General features: G+C 62.3%; 23 protein-coding genes. 10 read left to right on the forward strand and 13 right to left on the reverse strand.

Going from position 1 to position 23,700, the window contains the following annotated elements; all coding sequences use genetic code 11:
* Positions 1–85 precede the first annotated feature (85 nt).
* Positions 86–1,297, reverse strand: a complete 1,212-nt coding sequence (locus ACTJK7_RS19085) for an MFS transporter (protein ID WP_440780307.1) — start codon at positions 1,295–1,297, stop codon at positions 86–88.
* Between the two features lie 243 nt (positions 1,298–1,540).
* Here ACTJK7_RS19085 and ACTJK7_RS19090 point away from each other — a divergent pair, with 243 nt between their 5' ends.
* Positions 1,541–3,646, forward strand: coding sequence for a mechanosensitive ion channel family protein (locus ACTJK7_RS19090; RefSeq protein ID WP_323151272.1), 2,106 nt, complete (start codon positions 1,541–1,543; stop codon positions 3,644–3,646).
* Between the two features lie 151 nt (positions 3,647–3,797).
* Here the strand turns inward: ACTJK7_RS19090 and ACTJK7_RS19095 are convergent, their stop codons facing one another.
* A complete protein-coding gene (locus tag ACTJK7_RS19095; RefSeq protein WP_440780308.1) occupies positions 3,798–8,093 on the reverse strand; it encodes a DEAD/DEAH box helicase in 4,296 nt (1,431 codons plus the stop codon).
* Between the two features lie 178 nt (positions 8,094–8,271).
* On the opposite strand from ACTJK7_RS19095, the gene ACTJK7_RS19100 reads away from it, so the two are divergent.
* Complete coding sequence (locus ACTJK7_RS19100; RefSeq protein ID WP_074691645.1) at positions 8,272–9,156, forward strand: sugar nucleotide-binding protein; 885 nt, start codon at positions 8,272–8,274, stop codon at positions 9,154–9,156.
* Entirely contained in the window at positions 9,149–10,078 is a 930-nt protein-coding gene (locus ACTJK7_RS19105; RefSeq protein WP_108563365.1) for an NAD-dependent epimerase/dehydratase family protein, read from the forward strand. Before ACTJK7_RS19100 ends, ACTJK7_RS19105 begins: the two co-directional genes overlap by 8 nt.
* Positions 10,079–10,256: 178 nt before the next feature.
* Here the strand turns inward: ACTJK7_RS19105 and ACTJK7_RS19110 are convergent, their stop codons facing one another.
* From ACTJK7_RS19110 to ACTJK7_RS19145, 8 genes are all read right to left on the reverse strand, one after another.
* Entirely contained in the window at positions 10,257–10,955 is a 699-nt protein-coding gene (locus ACTJK7_RS19110) for an OmpW/AlkL family protein (protein ID WP_064382225.1), read from the reverse strand.
* Between the two features lie 247 nt (positions 10,956–11,202).
* Positions 11,203–11,721 carry a DUF3299 domain-containing protein gene (locus ACTJK7_RS19115; RefSeq protein ID WP_064384123.1) on the reverse strand — a complete coding sequence of 173 codons (519 nt, stop codon included), beginning with the start codon at positions 11,719–11,721 and terminating at the stop codon, positions 11,203–11,205.
* Between the two features lie 11 nt (positions 11,722–11,732).
* Complete coding sequence (locus ACTJK7_RS19120) at positions 11,733–12,998, reverse strand: ABC transporter permease (protein ID WP_064382224.1); 1,266 nt, start codon at positions 12,996–12,998, stop codon at positions 11,733–11,735.
* 1 nt (position 12,999) lies between these two features.
* Positions 13,000–13,710, reverse strand: a complete 711-nt coding sequence (locus ACTJK7_RS19125; protein ID WP_007955587.1) for an ABC transporter ATP-binding protein — start codon at positions 13,708–13,710, stop codon at positions 13,000–13,002.
* A 14-nt stretch (positions 13,711–13,724) separates the two neighbouring features.
* Complete coding sequence (locus ACTJK7_RS19130; RefSeq protein ID WP_064382223.1) at positions 13,725–14,318, reverse strand: DUF2796 domain-containing protein; 594 nt, start codon at positions 14,316–14,318, stop codon at positions 13,725–13,727.
* 156 nt (positions 14,319–14,474) lie between these two features.
* Positions 14,475–15,041 carry a hypothetical protein gene (locus ACTJK7_RS19135; RefSeq protein ID WP_064382222.1) on the reverse strand — a complete coding sequence of 189 codons (567 nt, stop codon included), beginning with the start codon at positions 15,039–15,041 and terminating at the stop codon, positions 14,475–14,477.
* Positions 15,038–15,997, reverse strand: coding sequence for a hypothetical protein (locus ACTJK7_RS19140; protein ID WP_064382221.1), 960 nt, complete (start codon positions 15,995–15,997; stop codon positions 15,038–15,040). The genes ACTJK7_RS19135 and ACTJK7_RS19140 overlap by 4 nt, the downstream gene beginning before the upstream one ends.
* The gene (locus ACTJK7_RS19145; protein WP_223290664.1) at positions 15,994–16,575 is read right to left on the reverse strand and encodes a PAAR domain-containing protein; all 582 of its coding nucleotides are present in this window, start codon (positions 16,573–16,575) and stop codon (positions 15,994–15,996) included. The genes ACTJK7_RS19140 and ACTJK7_RS19145 overlap by 4 nt, the downstream gene beginning before the upstream one ends.
* Before the next feature lie 125 nt (positions 16,576–16,700).
* On the opposite strand from ACTJK7_RS19145, the gene ACTJK7_RS19150 reads away from it, so the two are divergent.
* On the forward strand, positions 16,701–17,060 hold the full coding sequence (locus ACTJK7_RS19150; protein ID WP_108563362.1) for a hypothetical protein: 360 nt from the start codon (positions 16,701–16,703) through the stop codon (positions 17,058–17,060).
* Positions 17,061–17,064: 4 nt separating this feature from the next.
* Here ACTJK7_RS19150 and trxA read toward each other — a convergent pair whose 3' ends face one another.
* Genes trxA through ACTJK7_RS19165 form a run of 3 tightly spaced genes read right to left on the reverse strand, consistent with a single transcriptional unit; the run spans position 17,065 to position 19,094 of the window.
* On the reverse strand, positions 17,065–17,937 hold the full coding sequence (trxA, locus tag ACTJK7_RS19155) for a thioredoxin (RefSeq protein WP_007955581.1): 873 nt from the start codon (positions 17,935–17,937) through the stop codon (positions 17,065–17,067).
* Positions 17,938–17,976: 39 nt separating this feature from the next.
* Positions 17,977–18,633: a class I SAM-dependent methyltransferase gene (locus ACTJK7_RS19160; RefSeq protein WP_085747612.1), complete on the reverse strand. Its 657-nt coding sequence runs from the start codon at positions 18,631–18,633 to the stop codon at positions 17,977–17,979.
* Positions 18,630–19,094, reverse strand: a complete 465-nt coding sequence (locus ACTJK7_RS19165) for a YbaY family lipoprotein (RefSeq protein ID WP_011336139.1) — start codon at positions 19,092–19,094, stop codon at positions 18,630–18,632. The genes ACTJK7_RS19160 and ACTJK7_RS19165 overlap by 4 nt, the downstream gene beginning before the upstream one ends.
* Before the next feature lie 128 nt (positions 19,095–19,222).
* Here ACTJK7_RS19165 and nrdR point away from each other — a divergent pair, with 128 nt between their 5' ends.
* From nrdR to nusB, 6 genes are all read left to right on the forward strand, one after another.
* Entirely contained in the window at positions 19,223–19,687 is a 465-nt protein-coding gene (nrdR, locus tag ACTJK7_RS19170; protein ID WP_003228656.1) for a transcriptional regulator NrdR, read from the forward strand.
* The gene (ribD, locus tag ACTJK7_RS19175) at positions 19,684–20,817 is read left to right on the forward strand and encodes a bifunctional diaminohydroxyphosphoribosylaminopyrimidine deaminase/5-amino-6-(5-phosphoribosylamino)uracil reductase RibD (RefSeq protein ID WP_440780309.1); all 1,134 of its coding nucleotides are present in this window, start codon (positions 19,684–19,686) and stop codon (positions 20,815–20,817) included. The genes nrdR and ribD overlap by 4 nt, the downstream gene beginning before the upstream one ends.
* Before the next feature lie 47 nt (positions 20,818–20,864).
* Positions 20,865–21,527, forward strand: coding sequence for a riboflavin synthase (locus ACTJK7_RS19180; protein ID WP_011336137.1), 663 nt, complete (start codon positions 20,865–20,867; stop codon positions 21,525–21,527).
* Between the two features lie 16 nt (positions 21,528–21,543).
* Complete coding sequence (ribBA, locus tag ACTJK7_RS19185; RefSeq protein ID WP_440780311.1) at positions 21,544–22,635, forward strand: bifunctional 3,4-dihydroxy-2-butanone-4-phosphate synthase/GTP cyclohydrolase II; 1,092 nt, start codon at positions 21,544–21,546, stop codon at positions 22,633–22,635.
* Positions 22,636–22,726: 91 nt separating this feature from the next.
* On the forward strand, positions 22,727–23,203 hold the full coding sequence (gene ribH, locus ACTJK7_RS19190) for a 6,7-dimethyl-8-ribityllumazine synthase (protein ID WP_003228649.1): 477 nt from the start codon (positions 22,727–22,729) through the stop codon (positions 23,201–23,203).
* Positions 23,200–23,700, forward strand: coding sequence for a transcription antitermination factor NusB (nusB, locus tag ACTJK7_RS19195; RefSeq protein WP_064382216.1), 501 nt, complete (start codon positions 23,200–23,202; stop codon positions 23,698–23,700). Before ribH ends, nusB begins: the two co-directional genes overlap by 4 nt.

Genomic DNA, 23,700 nt, shown 5'->3' on the forward strand with positions numbered 1-23,700 from the left:
AGTCCCCATACGGCCTCTGTCTGTGGATGACTGCGGGCGGTCGGGGAAAGTTTCGACGGGATTACGGACGGTCGGGCTGGCTTGATCAGTGCCCGGTGACGATCCGGGCCGAGCCTTCGGCGGGTTCGGCGTACACCGGGCCCAGGCGATCGAGGCGACCGCTCCATGCGGTCAGGGCCAACGCCACCAGCACCACCAGGCCACCGATCCAGGCGGTATGGATCAGGCCGATGTGCGCGACGATCAAACCGCCACCCCACGCGCCACCGGCAATACCGAGGTTGAACGCGGCAATGTTCAACCCCGATGCCACGTCCACGGCGTGCGGTGTGTGATGTTCAGCCTGACGCACTACATACACCTGTAAACCCGGCACGTTGCCGAAGGCGACTGCGCCCCAGACCAGCACGGTGGCCAGCGCCAGCCATGGGTTGCCAGCGGTGAAGGTGAGCACGAACAGCACGGCGGCGAGCAGGGCGAAGATGATTTTCAGCGCACTGATCGGCCCGCGCTTGTCCGCCAGTTTGCCGCCCCAGAGGTTGCCGACTGCCACTGACACGCCGTACACAAGCAACACCAGGCTGACGGTGCCGGCGCTGAAGCCGGAGATGTCCTGAAGGATCGGTGCCAGAAACGTGAAGGCGATGAACGAGCCGCCGTAACCGATGGTCGTCATGGCATAGACCAGCAACAGACGCGGTTGCTTGAGCACCTGCAATTGCTGCAACAGCGATGCCGGTTTGCTGTGGGCAATGTTGTTCGGCACATACAGCAGGCTGCCGATAAACGCGATCACGCCCAGTGCTGAAACGGCAAGGAAGGTTTCACGCCAGCCGAAATGCTGACCGATGAACGTGCCCAGCGGTACGCCGGTGACCAGCGCCACGGTCAGACCGGTGAACATGATCGCAATCGCACTGGCGGCTTTTTCCTTGGGCACCAGGCTGGTGGCGATGGTCGAGCCGATGGAGAAGAACACGCCATGGGCCAGCCCCGTGACGATCCGCGCCACTACCAGCGATTCATAACCCGGCGCCAGCCAGGCCAGCAGATTGCCGAGGGTGAACAGCACCATCAGCGACAGCAGCAACAGTTTGCGCGGGACTTTGCCGGTGAGGGCGGTCAGCACCGGCGCACCGATGGCTACGCCCAGCGCGTAGAGACTGACCAGCAGACCGGCGGACGGCAGGCTGACGCCGAGATCGGCGCCGATGGTGGGAAGCAGGCCAACGATGACGAACTCGGTCGTCCCGATGGCGAAAGCGCTGAGGGTCAGCGCGAGCAAGGCAATGGGCATCACGGCACTCCGGTGGGGGATTGAATGGAGCGCAGTGTCGGGGTTTGGTGGGAGTGGAAAAATACAGGGATGGGCATTTGATATTTGCGTGCGACGCAAATATCAGCCCCTTGAGGTGATCGTTCCCACGCAGAGCGTGGGAACGATCAGTGAGGGGGAGTGGGCGTGGGAACGATCAAAACCGAACTTGCCAAGCCAAAACCGATCAGTTCCTTACAGGTTCAACCAAGGGAGCTCTGCGTTTTGACCAGGTTCAGGATCGCGATTCTATTGGGGGCATTGCTGTTGTTCGGCGGCAATGCAGTGCAAGCCGCCAGCCTGCCGGGTGTTCCGGCGGCCAGTGAAGAGCCGGCCAAACCGGAACCGATTGTGCAGGGCGGGCTGCTCGGCGCCATCAGTTCCGGCATCGACGACGTGCAGGACAAACTCGATCTCAACGAGCATCTGGTCGACGCCTGGCGCCTGCGCGCCGACCGGGCGGCGGATGAGGTCGACAGGCTGGTCAATCAACCTTCGAACCGGTCCGGCTGGAGCGTGGCGGGGGATTTCCTGATGCTGTCCGGCGTGTGGCTGGGCACGTTTGCCGTGTTGACGGTGCTCGGCAGCGTACTGGGCAAACGACTGCGGGAAGGTCGGTGGTTGCGCACCCGTCAGCGCAGCCAGGATTTGCTCGGTTACCTGTTGCCCTACACGCTGCCCGCACTCATCTGCCTGCCGCTGACCCTGTACGTCAGCCATTTTCTGTCGGCCTCGGTGGGTCGGGCGCTGGCGCTGTGTTTTGCCTACGCCACCAGCAGCGGGATATTTTCCACGTCGATGCTGTTGTGTGTGGTGGTGATGTTCAACGTCGGCCACAAGCGCCGCGCCGTGCAGATCATCCGTGACTACTGCCCGAAACCGCTGTTCCTGATCGGCTTTCTTGCCGCGTTGAGTGACGCCCTGACCAGCCCGCAGATCGCCCGGCAACTGGGCGGCAACATTACCAGTAGCATCGCCGTATTCACTGGCTTGCTGGCGTCGATCATCTTCGGTCTGCTGGTGATTCGCCTGCGTCGGCCGGTGGCGCACCTGATCCGTAATCGCCCGCTGGCCCAGCGCCTTAAACAACCGTCGCTGCAGGAATCGCTGCGGATTTTTTCCGGGCTTTGGTATTGGCCGATCGTGCTGATGGTGCTGGTCTCGGCGGTCAACCTGATCGGCATCGGCGAGGACAACCAGAAAGCCCTGCGCTGCGCGTTGCTCACCACGGTGCTGCTGATCGGCACGGTGTTTCTCAGCACTGTGCTGCAACACCTGTTCAAGTCGCGCAGGGCCGAGGCGATCCAGCGCAGCAGTGCCTACAAGGAACGTTTCCTCAGCCTGTTGCACGCCTTGCTGCGGATCGTCGTTGCGATTGCATTCATCGATATTCTCGGGCGGATCTGGGGCGTGTCGCTGCTCGACTTTGCCCAGAGCAGCACGGTCGGCCGGGCGATCAGCAATGCCCTGAGCAGCATCGGCCTGATCCTTCTCGTGACGTGGCTGCTGTGGGTGGTGCTCGACACGGCGATCCAGGAAGCACTGAAACCACCGGTCAGCAAACGCTCAGCGCGCCAGCCAAGCACCCGGGTGAAAACCATCCTGCCGCTGCTGCGCAACGCGATCAAAATCATCCTGGTGGTGATCTGCGCGATCACCACCATGGCCAATCTCGGGATCAACGTCGCGCCACTGCTGGCCGGTGCCGGGGTGGTCGGCCTGGCCATCGGTTTCGGCTCGCAGCAACTGGTGCAGGACGTCATCACCGGGCTGTTCATCATCATTGAAGACACCCTGTCGATCGGCGACTGGGTGGTGCTCGATTCCGGGCACGCCGGCACGGTCGAAGGCCTGACCATTCGCACCCTGCGCCTGCGCGACGGCAAGGGCTTCGTGCACTCGGTGCCGTTCGGTCAGATCAAGGCTGTGACCAACCAATCGCGACAGTTTGCGTTCGCGTTTTTCTCGGTGCAGTTCACCTACGACACCGATGTCGACAAGGCTATCGAGCTGATCCGCGAGGCGGGGGATTCGATCCGCGAAGATCCGTTTCTCAAGTACAACCTGCAAGGGCCGCTGGATGTGTTTGGCGTCGATAAAATGGACCTGAACGGCGTGGTGCTGACGGCGCAATTCCGCACGGTGTCGGGCGGGCAGTATGCGGTGAGCCGCGCGTTCAACCAGCGTCTGAAAAAGCTTGTGGATAACAGCCCGTGGGTGCATTTCGCCCAGACTTATCCACAGCAGGTTTTGCTGCCCAAGCGCCAGGAAGAAGAGGTGGCGCCGGCGCATTCGTCGGTGGTGTTACCAGCGCAATCGCCGACTCAATAGGAGTTCTTGTGGTGCATGTGCCGGCCTCTTCGCGGGCAGGCCCGCTCCCATAGGGTTCTTTTTGATGCCGAAATAGCAGGCACCGCCCAATTACTGTGGGAGCGGGCTTGGTCCGGGCGGCGATCCGACGAAGAGGCCAGACCGGTTTACATCAATGCCGGATCAGTTTGCTGCGCACCTGCTCCATGGAAACCTGATCCAGTTCCGCCCAGAATTGCGGCTTGCCCGCGACCTCGGCAGCGACCGGCAACCCATCGCGATACACCAGCCGATTGCTCGCCAGCGCCGGCACTTTCGCCCCCGGCAGCAAGGTCCCGGCGAGGTTCAGCGGGTCGACACCGCACACCGCGATCAGGCTGCCGTCATGGGGGCGACGGCGGACTTCGCGCAGCAGCGGAATCGCCTCGGACAGGGCGAATTGCTCGCCGGCCAGACCGCTGACAAACCGCCCGCCACGAATCTCGCCCCGCGCTTCCAGCCGATGGAAAGTACGCAGCAGTTCGCGCCAGCTCGGCAACCAATCTGCTTCGCGTTCCAGCAGGCGCCAGAACACCACGCCATAGCGGCGTAACAGGGTCATGGCGATGTGTTCGAGGGTTTCGGGCGACGCCGTTTGTCGGTTTTCCACAACCGGCCCGCGACGCAATAACGCCCAGCGTCCGGCATCGTCCATGCCTCCGACAAACGCCCCGCGCCCGCGTCGACTGCTGCGCTGCTGGCGCTTGCTCGCCGGGGTGATCAGTGCGCGCAATCCGGCAAAGCTGTCGGCATTCACCAGACCGGCACCGACCAGTTCCTGCAAGGCGATTTCCAACTCGGTGCGCAGCAGGTGCGCTTCATGAATCAGTTCATCGAAAAACAGCGCGCCGTGCTGACTCAGTGCGTCGAAAACTTTGCGGGTCTTGGGCGAGAGTTCACTGACCGGCGTCTGCTCGGCCAGTGCACTCCACAAGCCGACCTGACTGCGTGGCAGCAACACGATCGGTGTACTGCGCAACGCCGTGCCGCTGATGTTTTGCCGGGCGCTGAGGCGCGTCCACACCAGTTTGCCGCTGCGGCACAGATCGTCCAGCCAGCTCGGTGAATAGTCCTTGAGCCGCAGGGGAAGGAGGTCGCTGTCCCAGGCTGAAGCAGCGGCCGGGTAGCCCTCGAACTGAGCGACAATCGCCGGCAATACGGCGTTGCCCTGACCACGGGTGGACGGAGCCAAATGCTGCCAGTCGAACAGAAACCGCATGAAATCCTGCAACGCCACCGGCTCGATTTCCCGGCGCAGACGCTTGACCGTGTAGCGGTGAATGCGCGCCAGCAGGTGTCGTTCGCACCACTCTTCAACGGTCGATCCCGGCGTGAACTGGCCGCGCAGCACATAACCTTCACGCTCCAGATGAGCGAGGGCTTGATGAACAGCAGCCGGCATCAAGGCCAGCGGTTCGGCAATCGCCGCCAGCGGTAGCGGTCCGAATGCGCCGAGCCGCGCACGGATCACTTCGATCAGCGCGTCATCGGCCGTCCATGGTTCGTCGAAACCGGGCAGCGCGGGCAGTGCCGACTGCGCCTGTGGATAAAGCGCTTGCAGACAGGTCAGGCGTTCCCGCGCCAGCCACAGTGAGTGCTCGGGATCGATCTGCAATCGGCAGGCTCGCCCGGTTTCGGCCAAAGCATTCTGCCACTCGCGCCATTGCGGATTGGCCTCGACTTCGCGGTCGCTGATGCACGCCAGGCTCATCAGCGCTTCGTGCATTTCGTCGGTGCTATTCGGCGTAGGCCAGGCTTCTTCGCGCACGGCGTTGATCGCGTCGGCGTCCAGCGCGCCGAGGTCATCGGCGGATTGCGGATCACTCCAGCGGCGGTTGAGCACAGCCTGGGTGCGACGCTCTTCCAGCGGCGCATCGTCGAGAAAGGTGTAGGGGCGGGCGCTGAGGATTTCCGCCGCCAACGGCGAGGGCGCCGGCAGGTCACGGGCGATCAGGCGCACTTCGCCGCGCTCCATGCGCCGCAGGAGTTCGAGCCAGCCTTCGCTGTCCATCGCTTCGTGCAGGCAATCGTCGAGGGTCTGCTCCACCAGCGGATGCTCGGGAATTTCCCGTTCACCGGCGAGGTTTTCCAGGCAGGCGATCTGATCGGGAAACACGCTGGCGATCAGGTCTTCGCTTTTCATCCGCTGCAATTGCGGCGCGACCTTGCGCCCGCCGGTAAAGCGCGGCAGGGCCAGCGCCACCCCGGCATTCCAGCGCCAGCGCACACCGAACAGCGGCGCATCCAGCACCGCTTGAATCAGGATGTGCTCGGCGCTGTTGCTGTGCAGGTAACGCCAGACTTCATCGAGTTCGAAACTGTGGCTGGTGGACAGCGACAGCACGATCGCGTCTTCGCTGGCGGCGGCCTGCAATTCGAAGTTGAAGGTGCGGCAGAAGCGCTTGCGCAGGGCCAGGCCCCAGGCGCGGTTGATCCGACTGCCGAACGGCGAATGGATGATCAACTGGGTGCCGCCGGACTCGTCGAAAAAGCGCTCCATCAGTAGCGTGTCCCTCGACGGCAGGGCGCCGAGGGCGAGGCGGGCGCGGGCCAGGTAATCCACCAGTTGTTCGGCGCTGGCCAGGTTCAGGCCGAGGGTGTCGGTCAGCCAGTCGAGGGCCGGTTGCAGGTTGCCGGGGCTGGCGCTGAGCAATTGATCGAGCTGCGCGTGCAGGCGCGCTACGGCCGCCGACAATTCATCGCTGCGTCCCGGCGCCTCGCCGAGCCAGAACGGAATGGTCGGTGGCTGGCCTTGAGCGTCCTCGACCCGCACCTTGCCGGCCTCCACCCGCAGGATCCGATAAGAAGCGTTGCCGAGCTGGAACACATCGCCGGCGATGCTTTCCACGGCGAAGTCTTCGTTGACGCTGCCGATGTTCAGACTCTGGGGTTCGAGCAAGACGCTGTAGTCGGCGTTGTCGGGGATGGTGCCGCCGCTGGTGACAGCCGTCAGCCTTGCACCGCGTCGTCCGCGCAGGGTTCGGCTGACGGCGTCGCGGTGCAGATAAGCGCTGCGGATGCCCTGACGGCCGTTGTAGCCCTCGGCGAGCATGCCCAGCAGTGCCTGAAAGTGTTTTTCGTCGAGGCGGGCGTAGGGCTCGGCCCGGCGCAGCAGCGCGAGCAAATCGTCCTCGGCCCATTCCTGGCAACTGACCTCGGCGATGATCTGCTGCGCCAGCACGTCCAGCGGCGCTTCAGGGATGTGCAGCGTATCGAGTTCACCCCGGCGCACGCAGTCGAGCAGGGCGGCGCATTCGATCAAATCGTCGCGGGTGGTGGCGAACAGGCGGCCCTTGGGTGTGCCGCCGACCTGGTGCCCGGAGCGGCCAACTCTTTGCAGAAAACCGGCAATCGAGCGCGGTGAAGCGATCTGGCAGACGAGGTCGACTTCGCCGATGTCGATCCCCAGTTCCAGCGACGCGGTGGCGATCAGCACTTGCAACTCGCCGCGCTTGAGCCGCTGCTCGGCGTCGAGGCGAAACTCCTTGGCCAGACTGCCGTGGTGCGCGGCCACGGCGTCTTTTCCGAGGCGTTCGCTGAGGTGTCGACTCAGGCGCTCGGCCAGACGTCGGGTGTTGACGAAAATCAGCGTGGTGCGGTGTTCACGGGCCAGTGTGGCGAGGCGGTCGTAGACCAGTTCCCAGACGTCATTGGTCATCACCGCCGACAACGGCACCGGCGGTACTTCGATGCCCAGATCCCGTGGGCGCGCGTGGCCGATGTCGATGATTTCGCAGGGGCGCCCATGGCCGACCAGAAACCGCGCCACCGCATCGATCGGTTTTTGCGTGGCGGACAGGCCGATGCGGGTCAGAGGTTCAGGACACAGCGCCTGCAAGCGTTCGAGGCTCAGGGCCAGGTGACTGCCGCGTTTGCCGGCGGCGATGGCGTGGATTTCATCGACGATCACCGTGCGCGTGGTACCGAGCATTTTGCGGCCGGACTCGGAGCCGAGCAGCACGTAGAGCGATTCTGGGGTGGTCACCAATATGTGCGGCGCGCTCTTGCGCATGGCGGCGCGGTCTTTCTGCGGGGTGTCGCCGGTGCGCACGGCGGTGGTGATTTCCAGCGCCGGCAGGTCCATTTGGCGTAGCTGCTCAGTAATCCCGGCCAGAGGGTTCTGCAGATTGATGCGGATGTCGTTGGACAGCGCCTTGAGCGGCGAAATGTAGACCACCAGGGTTTCGTCCGGCAGACCGTCCGGGGTTTCCAGGCCACGGTGGACCAGATCGTCGAGCACCGCGAGGAACGCGGTGAGGGTCTTGCCGGAACCGGTGGGCGCGGCGATCAGCGTCGAGCGGCGCTGGCGGATCAATGGCCATGCACGGGCCTGGGCGGCCGTCACCGTCGGGAAGGTGCTGCTGAACCAGGCGCTGACGGCGGGGTGGAAGCCTGCCAGGGCCGCGTCCTTGGGGAGGGGCAGATTCATGGCTTCAGTTATGCGGGCGGGCGGACGAAGTTGCAAGTACCGCTCGGGATCTACACTTTACGGGTGACGGTTGCGCACTAAACCCGCAAAATGCAACGATTCCGGCAATTATCGACGACGGTGTCACAAGCATCGTCGCCAAAGCCATCGTTCCAATCAGACTGGGCCTGCTGACTCTATGCGAATGCGCCTTATGTTACTGGGCGGCGGAAATGCCCTTGGGCAGGCGCTGATTCGCCTCGGTGCGGAGGAAGACATCGGTTTCCTCGCCCCCCGCCCGCCCGAAGACGGCTGGGATGCCGCGAGCCTGACCCAATTGCTCGACGACACCCGTCCCGATGCATTGATCAACCTTGCCTACTATTTCGACTGGTTCCAGGCCGAGGTCGTCAGCGAAAGCCGTCTGGCCGGACAGGAACGCGCCATCGAACGCCTGGCCGAACTGTGCCAGCACCACAACATCGTGCTGGTGCAGCCGTCCAGTTATCGGGTGTTCGACGGTTCCCGCGCCACTGCCTACAGCGAAAAGGACGAACCGGTGCCGCTGGGCCTGCGCGGTCAGGCGCTGTGGCGGATCGAGCAGAGCGTACGCGCCACTTGCCCGCAACATGTGCTGCTGCGCTTCGGCTGGCTGCTCGACGACAGCCCGGAGGGGATCCTCGGGCGCTTCCTGGCCCGTGCCGAACAACCGGAAGAATTGCTGCTGGCCGATGACCGGCGTGGCAATCCGACACCGGTCGACGATGCGGCGCGGGTGATCATCTCGGTGCTCAAGCAACTCGATTGCGCCGCGCCGCTGTGGGGCACTTACCACTACGCCGGCCACGAGGCGACCACGCCGCTGGCGCTGGGCCAGGCGATTCTCTCCGAGGCGCGCAGTCTGCACCCGCTGGCCATCGAAGCGCCGACCGCCCAGGCCCACGCCGCGCGCCCGGATGCCGCCGAAGAGCCGCAACATGCGGTGCTCGCCTGCAAGAAAATTCTGCACACCTTCGGGATCAAGCCGCGCGCCTGGCGTGCCGCGCTCCCGGGCTTACTGGATAGGTTTTATCGTCATGGCTGAAGGCCCTGTTCTCATCACCGGCGGCGCCGGTTTCATCGGCTCGCACCTGACTGACGCGCTGCTTGCCAAGGGCCATTCGGTGCGGATTCTCGATGACCTGTCGACCGGCAAGCGCAGCAACCTGCCGCTGGATAATCCCAGGGTCGAACTGATCGTCGGCGATGTGGCCGATGCAGCTCTAGTCGCACAAGCGATGCAGGGTTGCAGCGCGGTCGCCCATCTGGCCGCCGTCGCTTCGGTGCAGGCGTCGGTGGACGATCCGGTGAAAACCCACCAGAGCAATTTCATCGGCACGCTGAACGTCTGCGAAGCCATGCGCGAGGCCGGCGTCAAACGTGTTTTGTACGCCTCCAGCGCAGCCGTCTACGGCAACAATGGCGAAGGCGAATCGATTGACGAAGACACGCCCAAGGCACCGCTGACGCCTTATGCGTCGGACAAACTGGCCGGCGAGCAGTACTTCGATTTCTACCGCCGCCAGCACGGTCTGGAACCGGCGATCTTCCGCTTCTTCAACATCTTCGGCCCGCGTCAGGATCCGTCCTCGCCGTACTCCGGGGTGATCAGCATCTTCAGCGAGCGCGCGCAGAAAGGCCTGCCGATCACCGTGTTCGGCGATGGCGAGCAGACTCGGGATTTCATGTACGTCGAAGACCTGGTCGATGTCCTGGTGCAGGCGCTCGAAAAGCCGCAAGTGGATGTCGGTGCGGTGAACGTCGGCTGGAATCAGGCGACCAATCTGAAGCAGATGCTGGCCGCGCTCGAAGCGGTGGTCGGCGAGTTGCCGCCCGTCAGCTATGGCCCGGCGCGCTCCGGTGACATCCGTCATTCACGGGCGAACAACCGCCGGTTGCTTGAGCGATTCAAGTGCCCGACGCCAACGCCGATGAAGGTCGGCCTGGCTCGTTTGCTCGGCCGCTGAGCTTCCCGCAGACGTGAAAAAGGCGCCTTTTGACAGGCGCCTTTTTCACGGCCGGAAATCGGGTTTCAAAAACATTTCCTGTAGCGAGGGAGCTTGCTCCCCGGTCGATGGCTTAACATCGCCGTCAGTTCTGAGCCTGCCCGCCACCAAGCCTCATTCACCACCACGTGAACGTTCTTTAGAACTTGTAGCCTAGACCAACCATGTAGATGAAGGGATCAACGTCCACATTCACCCGTGCACGGGTGCCCGGGGCTACGGCGTTGTTCTCGACGGTGGCGCGGGTGTCGATGTCGATGTAGCGCACCTGGGCGTTGAGCATGATGTTGTCGGTCAGCATGTAGTCGGCGCCGACCTGCCAGGCCAGGCCCCAGGAGTTTTTCGCCTTGAAGTTGCTGAAGCCGTTGGACTGGGCTTCGCTGCCGACGTGCTCGTCGTAGATCCAGGTGTAGTTGATACCGCCGCCGATGTACGGCTGGAACGGCGACTTCGCGTCCAGCGGGTAGTAGACGACGCTCAGGGTCGGCGGCAAGTGTTTGAGGGTGCCGAGTTTGCCGTTGGCGGCTGGCAGGGCGGTGCCCTTGATCTTCACGTCATGCTCGAACGGCGAGGCGGCCAACAGCTCGATACCGATGTTGTTGGTCAGCATGTAGGCGAAGTTCAGACCCAGTTGGGTGTCGCTGCTCATGGTCGCCTTGCCGCCCAGGTTGGCGCCGCTCAGCGGACCCTGATCGACCTTGACGCTGGAGCTGTCGGCCTTCGGGTTGACGGTGATCGCACCGGCGCGAACGATGATGTCGCCGGCTTCGTGGGCGTGGGCGAGCGGGGCTGCGAGCGCTAGGGCAAACAGCGAGGCGCTGAGCAAGGACTTGTTCATGGAAGCTCCCAAAGGACGTTAAAAATGTTCGATGTCCTATGGTACGAATCCGTCTGATACGGTCTTTTGACTCAGCTCAATGAAACAGTGATGGCCCGGGTTTTTGTGGAACTTTCATGGCCTCATCGCTGGCAAGCCAGCTCCCACAGTGATCGAGTTGTTCACAAATTTTGCGATCACCAACAACACCTGTGGGAGCTGGCTTGCCAGCGATAGGGCCCTACCAAACAATAAAGAACCAGCAGATTTACTCCGGTAGCTCGTACACATAAATCTTGTCCGCTTCCATCTGATACCCGGCATCGGCCAGTTCGCTGGTGGACTGCTTGACCTGCAACGGCCCCTCGACCCAGTAAGGCTGATACAGCTCGTCGAGCTTCACGCCGAGTTCGCTTTTCACGTGCACGATCTGGTTCGAGGGTGGCGGCGGCACGTGGATGCAGGCGCCGAAATACGGCACCAGCAGGAAGTCCGTGGTGCGACCTTCTTCGCTGACTTCCAGCGGTACGATGTAGCCCGGCAGGCGGATGTTCTGGCCGTCGAGGCTTTGCACCACGGGGGCGTTGGGCATGTCCTGCTTGGCCGCTGGCGCGGACTCGGCGGACAGCGCATCGCTCATCTTCGACAGGTCATGCAGCGGCGTCATGTTCGGCACTTCGGGTGCTGCGTCCGGCGGGATCATCTCCGACCAGGTCAGGTCTTTCGGCGCCGCCGCCCACACGGGCAGGGCGACCAGCAACAGCAGCGCAAGGACAGCGCGGGGCATGGTGAACATCCTCATAAACGGATCGACAGGCCATCGGCCAGAGATTGGCGATACGCGCGCCAGGCCGGCACGCTGCCCATCAGCAGCGCGGCAGCCAGAATGCCACCGAGCAGCGTCCATTCATACTCGCTTGGCCAGGCCAGCGGCAGATACAGCCCGTAATTGGCCTGCACATAACCTTGTGCCGCAGCGATGCCGAGGTACAGCAACGCCAGCCCGGCGATCACCCCGGTCAGTGCCAGAGCAAACGCCTCCAGCACCAGCAGGCTTGCGATGTGCCACGGTCGCGCGCCCACCGAACGCAGGATCGCCATTTCGCGGCGACGCTCGTTGAGGCTGGTGAGAATCGCCGTGAGCATGCCGATCAGCCCGGTCAGCACCACGAACAGCGAGACCACGAACAACGCTTTTTCAGCGGTGCTCATCAGGCTCCACAACTCTTGCAAGGCCACGCCCGGCAGGATCGCCAGCATCGGCTCGCCACGGAATTCGTTGATTTCCCGTTGCAGGGCAAAGGTCGAGATCTTGCTATTGAGGCCGAGCATGAACGCGGTGATCGCTTGCGGCGTCAGGTCCATGTTGCGCGCCTGATCGGCGCTGATCCGGCCGTTGCCACGGGCCGGTACGCCGTTGTGCCAGTCGATGTGGATCGCCTCCATGCCGCCGAGGCTGATGTGCAGCGTGCGGTCCACCGGGGTGCCGGTGCGCTTGAGAATGCCGACCACGGTGAACGGCTTGTCATCGTGCTTGACCAGACTGATCGCCGCCACGCCGTGGGCCAGCACCAGTTTGTCGCCAAGCTTGTAATGCAGCGCCTCGGCCACTTCGGCACCGAGCACCACTTCGAACGGATCGGTGGCGAAGGCGCGACCGTCAGCCAGTTGCAGATGCTGCTGGCGACCGTACTGGTAATGCTCGAAATAGGCTTCGGTGGTACCCATCACCCGGTAACCGCGATGGGAATCGCCGAGGGACATCGGGATCGCCCACTTCACCTTCGGGTTGCTGGCGAAGTGTTCGAAGCTATCCCAGCGAATGTTGTTGGTGGCGTTGCCGATGCGGAATACCGAGTACAGCAACAGGTTCACCGAACCGGAACGGGCGCCGACGATCAGGTCGGTGCCGCTGATGGTGCTGGCGAAACTGGCCTTGGCTTCGGTGCGCACCCGCTCCACCGCCAGCAGCAGGCAGACGGAAAGCGCGATGGCGAAAGCGGTGAGCAGGGCGGTGAAACGCCGGTTGGCGAGGCTGGCCATGGCCAGACGGAACAGATACATCTCAGACCTCGGCAGACGTGGCGGCGCGATTGAGTTCGGCCAGGGACAGGTGACGGTCGAACAGCGGCGCCAGGCTCTGGTCGTGGCTGACGAACAACAGGCTCGAGCCGGCCTCACGGCACTCGGCGAACAGCAGGCGAATAAAGTTTTCCCGGGCGTCGTAATCCAGTGCCGAGGTCGGTTCGTCGGCGATCACCAGTTCCGGTTGACCGATCAACGCACGGGCAGCGGCGACCCGCTGTTGCTGACCGATCGACAGCGAATCGGCGCGGCGACTCAGGATGCTTTCGTCCTTCAAGCCCAAGTGGGCCAGCAGGGTGGCGGCGGCCTGATCGACGCTGCCGTGGCGCTGTTTCGCACGCTCGGCCCGCAGCTTCGAAAAGTGGCACGGCAGCTCGACGTTCTCGCGTACCGAGAGAAACGGCAGCAGGTTGAACTGCTGGAAAATGTAGCCGGTGTGGTCGACCCGAAAGCGATCACGGGCGCCGGCACCCAGTTCGGTCAGTTCCTGGCCGAGCAGGCGAATGCTGCCGCGGCCGGGTTTCTGCACCCCGCCCAGCAGGCCGAGCAGGGTGGTCTTGCCGCTGCCGCTGGGGCCCTTGAGGAACAGGGTTTCGCCGGCTTCCAGACGAAACGCCGGGATGTCCAGCAGTGGCGGGTGACCGGGCCAGTTGAAGCCCAGGTCGGACAGTTCGATGAGTGCTTGGGTCATGGCGCCGTTTCGTGTCAGAACTTCAGGGCGGCGGCCTTGGCCGTCACTTCCGTGCCTTGCTGGCCGCTCGGGCCGATCAGTTGCACCTGAATTTTCTGGGTGGCCGGGAAGGTAGTGAACAGGTTCGCCAGATCCAGGGTTTTCAACGCACCCGGCGCCGCGCAGCTGAACTGGTAGTGGGCGTGGATTTCGCTGTGGTCGTGATGATGCTCATGACCATCCTTGCCGGCTTCTTCTTCGTCGTGGTCGTCGGCATCCGGCTTGTCGCCGAACAGCGGGCTTTCCAGTTCCTGGCTGGTGACTTTGCAACCGGCGGCGGCCGGCAGACTGAACAACGCCTGCGGTTTTTCCAGTTGCGCGCGGGCGGCTGCGACCTTGGCCTTGTCGGCATCACTGGTGGCGACGTGTTCGAAACCCACGAGGTTCATCGCCGGGCTTTCCAGTTCCAGCTCCAGGGTCTGGCCGTCCAGCGCGGCGTTCAGGCGACCGACGCCATGTTCGTGAGCACCGAGGCTGCCGTGCTCATGGTCGTGATCATGCTCATCGGCGGCATGGGCGATGGCCAGCGGCAACAGGGCAAACGGCAAAGCGAGGAGCAGACGACGCATGGCGGTCTCCGGGAAGTAAAGTGAAGAGTTTGTTATGTAATCTTATAACGAAAGTGCGCAGAGTTTGCCCGCCTGCCACGCTTTGCGCAAGGTATGGCTGCGCACCGCCCGGAACTCGGTCCGGACGGTGCGTAGATCAGCGAGAGGTGACGTGCTTCAGAATCCGCTACCGGGATAGTCGAACCAATAACGACCCGATAACACTTGAGTGATCAATCCGGTGTCCAGCAACTTCGGCGCATCACGGTGGAAGCGTTCACGCCATGCCGGCAGCCACCAGTAGTTGATAGCTGTGCCGCGGGGTTGAAGAATCAGGATCATTACGTCGCGATCAATCCTGCCTTGGGTATAGAGCAGATGGCCGTTGTCCATGAATCCCATGTACTGTTTGATCGGCAACTGGAACATCAATGCTGTGGTGAAGATTTTTTCACTCTGACTGAACGCGGGGCTTTGCAGAAGCTGTAACGCTTCACAGACATGTGCTTGGGGTTGGCTGGCGATTTTCTGTCCTTCAGGTGTCGATAGCACATCGAATCGATCATCCAGTTCGCGCCAGTCGACACGATCATTGCGCTCGAAGTAGTCCCGTATGAACGCTGTCAGTGGTCCGGCTGTGGATGTGCCGGTGGTACAGATCGACAGGTCGGCGGGCGACCAAAGTCGCCACGCCATGATCAGCAGGAGTGGAATGGCGAGGAGTATCCAGAGCAGTCGTTTCATTGTGGTGTGCTGTATTTGTATCGTCGAAAAATGGTGAAGTCATGATCGCTATCAATGGCGTTGCCGGACGCCCGTCGGAAGCCGACATCGTTGACTTCGATTTTTTCCCAGCTGGCGGATATGCAGACACCTTGGGCAAGCACGAAGCCGACATGGCCGCTGGCGTCCGAATAGTTGACAGCATACGCACCTATGTCACCGGGCAGCGCGGAGCGTTGCACGCTCCAGCTTTTAAGTAATCGATTCTCGTCGGCCCACTCTCCGGCAAGTGGCGGACTGACTTTTGAGTACCCCCAAATGTACTTCGACTTGCCGTGTTCGATTAGCGCTACGTTGATTCCGACAGCTGTCAGCACGTCATAAACGAACAAGTTGCATTTGTTGGTATTGGCGGGGAATTCCACGCTCTTGCTTGATTCATCGGCGGTTCTATGAGGCAAGGATTTTTTGCTTGTGTTGCCTGCCCATGCTGTGGAGTTTCGGTGAGAAAGTGCCTCCAGCAAGATTTTTCGCGGCAGATCCTGAATGAAAACCCTCACCGTATTGGTCTTGTTCTGACGCTTCACCCCGTATTCCACCTCGTAAAACGTATCACCGGTGACGGCTCCGCTGTTGGACAAAGGCACCTTCACCCAAGGTGAAACGGCCACGATGGTCAGCAACTTGCCCTGATTCAGAGTGGCCTTGTGAATCGCTTTCGTTACTCCGCTGCCTCCGATGATCTGCAACGTGATCTCATAGCTATCGCGGCTCTTTATCGTCGATACCTTTTTTTCTTCATCGCGGATGACGGTTGTTTGTCCTTTATCCGATAAAAGAGTGTAGGTAGTTGGTGTGTCTTTTCTCTGGACGATATTGCCATCAACGAGTTGTTCGTTGATCAGCAATTGAAACTGCACGCCCTTGGGGGGCTGCATCAGAAAATCCTTGAAGGCAAGTTTGATTTTCGATTTCATGACGCGTCCTGTTTCAACGGTTCTTCATAGGAATAGAACGTCCATTCGGCATCTTCACCAATCAGGAGAGTGTCGTAGTCCTCAGGGTTCTCGACCTGGTGTTCGCAACCTTCACCTGTGGCAGTGCAGGTACTGTCCTGCAGAATGGCCGCCTTTTTCTTGTCCTTGAGTTTGTAGGCAAGTCCCGGTTTCCGGGTGTCGTCCAGGCGTTCGATGATGACTTGCAGATAACGATGCGAAGCCAGGGCGGCAACGGGTGGGCCCATATCGATGGGGGCCGGGCGGCCTATGCCGGCGAAACCGCTGTGTTGCTGTGTGAGCAGTTTGTTGGCCATGGGCGGGCAGCCGCAGGCGACGTAGTCACCCTCCAGTGCAGCCGGGCCGGCAGGCAGGATCAGCGTTCTTTCACCAACGGCGACGATCGCTCCCTGGCCAGCACTGCACGCAGGGCAACTGGCAAGTTGTCCGATCGAGGCGATGATTTCGCCTTCTATACGCAGGTTTTCGTTTCCTTCGAGAATCACACCACCTGTAGAGGTAGGGCCTCCCTTCGACGCCAGTTTTCTTCCTGAAGACATGGGGTTCCTTCCCATGAAAAAAGAAGAAATGTAGCCGATAAGGTAAACGTCGCCAGCTCCTGACACTTGGCGTTACACAAGTCCCATGGGAGCATGCAGGTCAGAAATGTGCGGGAGCGAAGCTTATGTTGCGGATACGCGGAACCGTCGGCGAGTCGCCGGTGGATTTGACCCTGGAACTGGATGAAAGCGACTGGGCGCGGCTCGGTTCGCAGTTTGGCGTGCAGGTGCAAGCCGCCCAGCCGCAGACTGCAGCAACGGCGCCTGTGGCGAAACCGGTGAATCAGGATGACGCGTTGTGGCAGGTCGCCAGGGATTTGCTGCGCAAGGCCGGGCAGCTCAGCGGGCCGGATCTGCTGGATCAGCTCGAAGGACTGACCGGCAGCGCGGCGGCGGGCAAGCGATTGCTGGTTCGCCTGCGCCATTCATCCGATGTGAAGGTGGCGAGCGGCGGGGATACGCCGCTCTACAGCTGGATCGAGTAAGCGCTTAGTACAGCGCGGCAAACACCTTGCGCCGGTAAGCGGTCACCAGCGGGTGATCGTTCCCCAGCAGTTCGAACACTTGCAGCAAGGTTTTGTGCGGCAGACCTTCGCCGTAGCTGCGGTTGCGGATGAACAGCTTGAGCAGTGCGTCCAGCGCCGCTTCGTATTGCTGACGGGCCAGTTGCTGGATCGCCAGTTGATACACCGCTTCGTCGTCCTGCGGGTTTTGTGCCAGACGGCTCTTCAGGTCCGCGGCATCTGGCAGGTCACGGGCCAGGCCGAGGAACTTGATCTGCGCCTTGGCACCGGCCAGCGCAGCCTTGTGCTCGTCGCTCTTGACCGCGTCGAGCACGGTTTGCGCTTCGCCCAGTTCACCGCGTTCGGTCAGGCAGCGAGCGTAGAGAATCAGCGCCTTGGCGTTGGTGTTGTCTTCGCCCAGCAGCGTAACCAGCGTCGCTTCCGCGTCGGCGTAACGGCCTTCGTCGAACAGTGCCTGAGCCTGTTCGAACGGATCGGCGGCGGACGGCGCCGGCATCTGCACATGCGGTTCGAGCAGGGCGCGCACGGCGGATTCCGGTTGCGCACCGGCAAAGCCGTCCACCGGTTGACCGTCCTTGAACAGCACCACGGTCGGCAGGCTGCGGATGCCGAAGCGGGCGACGATGTCCTGCTCGATATCGCAATTGACCTTGGCCAGCAGCAACTCACCCTGATAGCTCTCGGCGATGCCTTGCAGCATCGGCATCAGCGCCTTGCACGGCGCACACCATTCGGCCCAGAAATCCACCAGCACCGGTTTTTGAAAGGAAGCCTCGATCACCGACTGGTCGAAGTCGGCCGTCGTGGCGTCGAAGATGTACGGCGTTTGCTGACTCATGGGGTATCTCGTAAAAGCGTGAATGGAGCAACTATACGGTCAGGCGCGGGCCGCATGGTAGAGGCTGACATGGCGAAACTCTTCGGGCTCGGCCAGATCCGGAAGGGTCATGGCCTCGAGCATTTCGATGCGCCGGTACAGTGGGTGACGGAAATCCCGAACCCGCGAATCCGCCACCAGCGCTTCGCGGCCACGGCTCAGGAAGGCGTCGAGCAGCGGCAGGTTTTCCCGGTCGTAGAGAACGTCGGCCACCAGGATCAGATCGAAGCGATCGGCCTCGGCGAAGAAGTCCGTGGAATAGCTCATCTGCACATCATTGAGTTCGGCATTCGCCCGACAGGCGGCAATCGCCAGCGGGTCGAGGTCGCAGGCCACCACTTCCAGCGCGCCGGCCTTCACCGCCGCGATGCCGGCGATTCCGGAACCAGCGCCGAAATCCAGCACCCGTTTGCCTCGAACCCACTCGGGGAATTCCGCCAGATAGCGCGCCACCGCCAGACCGCTGGCCCAGCAGAAACTCCAGTACGGCGGTTCATGCAGGATGCGTTGGGTTTCCTCCTGACTGAATTCGCGCGCCATGTTGTCGCCGTCAATCAGCCACAGCTGCAAATCGGTGTCCGGCAACGCACAGGCTTTCAGTCGGGCGTCGCCGAGCAATTCGCCCAGCGACTGTTGCAGGTCTAGCGGTGCATTCATGGTGCTTTGACAAATTGCAGCTGGCCCAGCGCCTGGGTGGTTGGCTGAGTGATGGTCTGCGACGGCAGGTGCAGGATCAACTGGCCGGACTGGCTGGCGCGGCCGCGCAATTCAACCCGGGCGCCAACCGGGAAGGATTCGGGGTTGAAGCGCAGGTGAAACGGCAGAATCTGGTTGTTGCCGATCAGGCTGGAACTGGCGAGCAATTGTTGCGGGCGATCCTTCTCGTCGATCACCAGCAGCGCCAGCTCGACTTCGGCGCCGGCCGGCACGCCTTGCAGGGTGCCGCTCAGTTCGCGCTGATACGCCGGCAGCGGGCCGAGGTCGGCGGCTTCCCGGGCTTTTTTCTGCGCCTGTTGCGGCGCCGGGCCCGGCGTGGGCGGCTGAGGCTTGGGCGCATCGCTGCCACAGGCCACCAGCAGGCTGAAAACACTGAGCAAAACGAGCGGTCGTAGGGACATTGGCGGCTCCAGCAAAATGAAATCCATGGATCAATCGATCATGGCAGTCTGTATACCGCAAAGCCTATGGCTTGTCTTGCCACCGGGATGCGCTACCATGGCCCTCCCTTTTTTTGTTGCCAGCCACCATGCACTGTCCCTTCTGCGGTGCCAACGACACCAAGGTCATCGACTCGCGTCTGGTCGCCGAGGGCGAACAGGTGCGCCGCCGGCGTGAATGCCTGGCCTGCGGCGAACGTTTCACGACGTTCGAGACGGCCGAACTGGTGTTGCCGCGCCTGATCAAAACCGACGGCAGCCGCCAACCGTTCGACGAAGAAAAACTCCGCGCCGGCATGCAACGCGCCCTGGAGAAACGTCCGGTGAGCGTCGAGCGCCTCGAATCCTCGCTGGTCCATATCAAGCACAAGCTGCGCGCCACTGGCGAGCGTGAGGTCAAGTCCCTCGTGGTCGGCGAACTGGTGATGGCCGAGCTGCAAAAGCTCGATGAAGTCGCCTACATCCGTTTCGCTTCCGTGTACCGCCGCTTTCAGGACCTCAACGAGTTCCGCGAAGAGATCGACCGCCTCGCCCGTGAGCCGGTGAAAGAATGACCACCGTTGCCGATCAGGCCATCCTCGACGCCCACTTCATGGCCCGGGCCCTGGAGCTGGCGCGCAAGGGGCACTACACGACTCATCCCAATCCCCGGGTCGGCTGCGTGATCGTGCGCGACGGGCAGATTGTCGGCGAAGGCTGGCATGAACGCGCCGGCGAACCCCATGCCGAAGTCCACGCCTTGCGCGCCGCCGGTGAACGGGCCCGGGGCGCCACGGCTTACGTGACCCTCGAACCTTGCAGCCACCACGGCCGCACACCGCCGTGCGCCGATGCGCTGGTGAATGCCGGTGTCGGCCGGGTGGTCGCGGCGATGCGTGATCCCAATCCACAAGTCGCCGGACGCGGTCTGCAACGCCTGGCCGATGCCGGCATCGCCAGCGAAAGCGGCGTGCTGGAAACTGAGGCGCGCAAGCTCAATCAAGGTTTTCTGAAGCGCATGGAACACGGCTTGCCGTTCGTGCGGGTCAAGTTGGCCATGAGCCTCGACGGCCGCACGGCGATGGAAAGCGGCGAGAGCCAATGGATCACCGGCCCTGCCGCGCGTTCGGCGGTGCAGCGGTTGCGCGCCCAGGCCAGCGTGGTGCTGACCGGCGCCGACACGGTGCTTGCCGATGGCGCACGCCTGACCGTTCGCGCCGAAGAGCTGGGGCTGGATGCCGAACAGACCGCACTGGCCCTGAGCCGTCCGCCGCTGCGGGTGTTGATCGACGGACGTCTGCGAGTGCCGCTGGATGCGCCGTTCTTCAAGGCCGGCCCGGCGCTGGTCGCCACTTGCGTGGCCATCGAAGAACAGTACGCCCATGGCCCGGAATGCCTGATCGTGCCGGGCGATGATGGTCAGGTCGATCTGCATCAATTGTTGATCGAACTGGCCAACCGTGGCGTCAACGAAGTGCTGGTCGAGGCCGGTCCGCGACTGGCCGGCGCATTTGCCCAACTCGGTCTGGTCGACGAGTTCGTGATCTTCATTGCCGGCAAGTTCCTTGGCTCCACGGCGCGTCCGCTTCTGGACTGGCCGCTGGCCTGTATGAAGGATGCGCCCGAGCTGAAAATCACTGAAATTCGCGCGGTTGGCGATGACTGGCGAGTCACTGCCATCCCTGTCCCATCGGCGAGCGTATAATTCCCGGCCATCGCGTTAGCGCTGGCTTCGTTCTCAAGGAGAACCCCATGTTTACCGGCATCATCGAATCCATCGGCAGTATCCGCGCACTGACCCCAAAGGGCGGTGATGTGCGGGTGCATGTCGAAACCGGCAAGCTCGACCTGAGCGACGTCAAACTCGGCGACAGCATCGCGGTCAACGGCGTGTGCCTGACCGCCGTGGAACTGCCGGGCAACGGCTTCGCCGCCGACGTCAGTCGCGAAACCCTCGACTGCACCGCCATGAATGACCTGAAAAGCGGCAGCCCGGTCAACCTGGAAAAAGCCCTGACCCCGACCACCCGTCTCGGCGGGCATCTGGTCAGCGGTCACGTCGACGGTGTCGGCGAAGTGGTTTCGCGCAGCGACAATGCCCGCGCCGTGGAATTTCGCATCCGCGCACCGAAAGAGCTGGCCAAGTACATCGCCCACAAGGGCTCGATCACCGTTGACGGCACCAGCCTGACCGTGAACGCGGTCGATGGCGCCGAATTCCTGCTGACGATCATCCCGCACACCTTGAGCGAAACCATCATGGCGTCCTACAAGCCAGGTCGCCGGGTGAACCTGGAAGTCGACCTGCTGGCGCGTTATCTGGAGCGTCTGCTTTTGGGCGACAAGGCTGCCGAGCCATCGTCCGGTGGCATCACTGAAAGCTTTCTGGCCGCCAACGGCTACCTCAAATCCTGACTGAAGGGGGTGCCTTGTGGCGCTCAATAGCATCGAAGAACTGGTTGAAGACATCCGCCAAGGCAAGATGGTCATCCTTATGGATGACGAAGACCGCGAGAACGAAGGCGACCTGATCATGGCCGCCGAATGCTGCAAGGCCGAGCACATCAACTTCATGGCCAAGTACGCCCGTGGCCTGATCTGCATGCCGATGAGCCGCGAGCGTTGCGAAACCCTGAAGCTGCCGCTGATGGCGCCACGCAACGGTTCCGGTTTCGGCACCAAGTTCACCGTCTCGATCGAAGCCGCCGAAGGCGTGACCACCGGCATCTCCGCCGCTGACCGCGCACGTACCGTGCAAGCGGCCGCTGCGAAAGACGCGAAAGCCGAAGACATCGTCAGCCCGGGCCACATTTTCCCGCTGATGGCCCAGGCTGGTGGCACCCTGGCCCGCGCCGGTCACACCGAAGCCGCCTGCGACCTGGCGCGCATGGCCGGTTTCGAGCCAAGCGGCGTGATCTGCGAAGTGATGAACGACGACGGCACCATGTCCCGTCGCGCCGAACTGGAAGCGTTCGCCGCCGAACACAACATCAAGATCGGCACCATCGCCGACCTGATTCACTACCGGATGATCCACGAACGTACCGTTCAGCGGATTGCCGAGCAGCCGCTGGACAGCGAACTGGGCCAATTCAACCTGGTGACCTATCGTGATTCCGTGGAAGGCGACGTGCACATGGCACTGACCCTGGGCACCGTTTGCGCCGAAGAGCCGACCCTGGTTCGCGTGCACAACATGGACCCGCTGCGCGACCTGCTGATGGTCAAGCAACCCGGCCGCTGGAGCCTGCGCGCCGCCATGGCTGCGGTTGCCGAGGCCGGCAGCGGTGTGGTGCTGTTGCTCGGTCACCCGCTCGATGGCGACGTGTTGCTGGCGCACATCCGCGAAACCGGCGATCAGGCCGTACCGAAAAAGCCGACCACCTACAGCATTGTCGGTGCCGGCTCGCAGATCCTGCGTGACCTCGGCGTGCGCAAAATGCGTTTGATGAGCGCGCCGATGAAGTTCAATGCGATATCCGGTTTCGATCTGGAAGTTGTAGAATACGTGCCCTCCGAATAATGACCGGTTGTTTCCGGCCCTGTATTCGCGGCAAATAAATCACTGAGGGACGCGAAACAGACGCGTCCCGGCTCTTTAAGAGATCTGACGAATGACCCTGAAGACCATCGAAGGTACCTTCATCGCCCCTAAAGGCCGCTACGCTTTGGTAGTGGGCCGCTTCAACAGCTTCGTGGTTGAAAGCCTGGTCAGCGGTGCAGTTGATGCCCTGGTTCGCCACGGCGTGAGCGAAAGCGACATCACCATCATCCGCGCACCTGGCGCCTTCGAAATCCCGCTGGTTGCGCAGAAAGTCGCCCAGAAAGGCGAGTTCGCAGCAATCATCGCCCTGGGCGCGGTCATTCGTGGCGGCACTCCGCACTTCGAATACGTGGCTGGCGAGTGCACCAAGGGCCTGGCCCAGGTGTCCATGGAGTTCGGCGTACCGGTCGCTTTCGGCGTCCTGACCGTTGATTCCATCGAGCAAGCCATCGAACGTTCCGGCACCAAGGCCGGCAACAAAGGAGCTGAAGCTGCCCTGTCCGCTCTGGAAATGGTCAGCCTGCTGGCGCAGTTGGAGGCCAAGTGATTAGCGACGAAAGCGATCGTTTCAACCCGCGCGATCCGAAACCTGCGGATGCCGGCAAGCCATCTAAAAGCGCCAAGCGCCGCGAAGCCCGTCAGCTCGCGACTCAGGCCCTGTATCAATGGCACATGGCCAAGGCTTCGCTGAACGAGATCGAAGCGCAGTTCCGGGTCGATAACGATTTCACCGATGTCGATGGCGCGTACTTCCGCGAAATCCTCCACGGGGTTCCGCAGTTCAAGACCGAAATCGACACCGCGCTCACGCCTTGCCTGGATCTGGCGATCGAAGAGCTGGATCCGGTTGAACTGGCGGTTCTGCGCCTGTCCACCTGGGAACTGCTCAAGCGCGTCGACGTGCCGTACCGCGTTGTGATCAACGAAGGTATCGAACTGGCCAAGGTGTTCGGTTCGACCGACGGCCACAAGTTCGTCAACGGCGTGCTCGACAAGCTGGCTCCGCGCCTGCGTGAAGCTGAAGTGAAGGCGTTCAAGCGCTGA

Source organism: Pseudomonas sp. 22085 (genome assembly GCF_052045815.1).
In the GTDB taxonomy this organism is placed as follows: Bacteria; Pseudomonadota; Gammaproteobacteria; order Pseudomonadales; family Pseudomonadaceae; genus Aquipseudomonas; species Aquipseudomonas glycinae.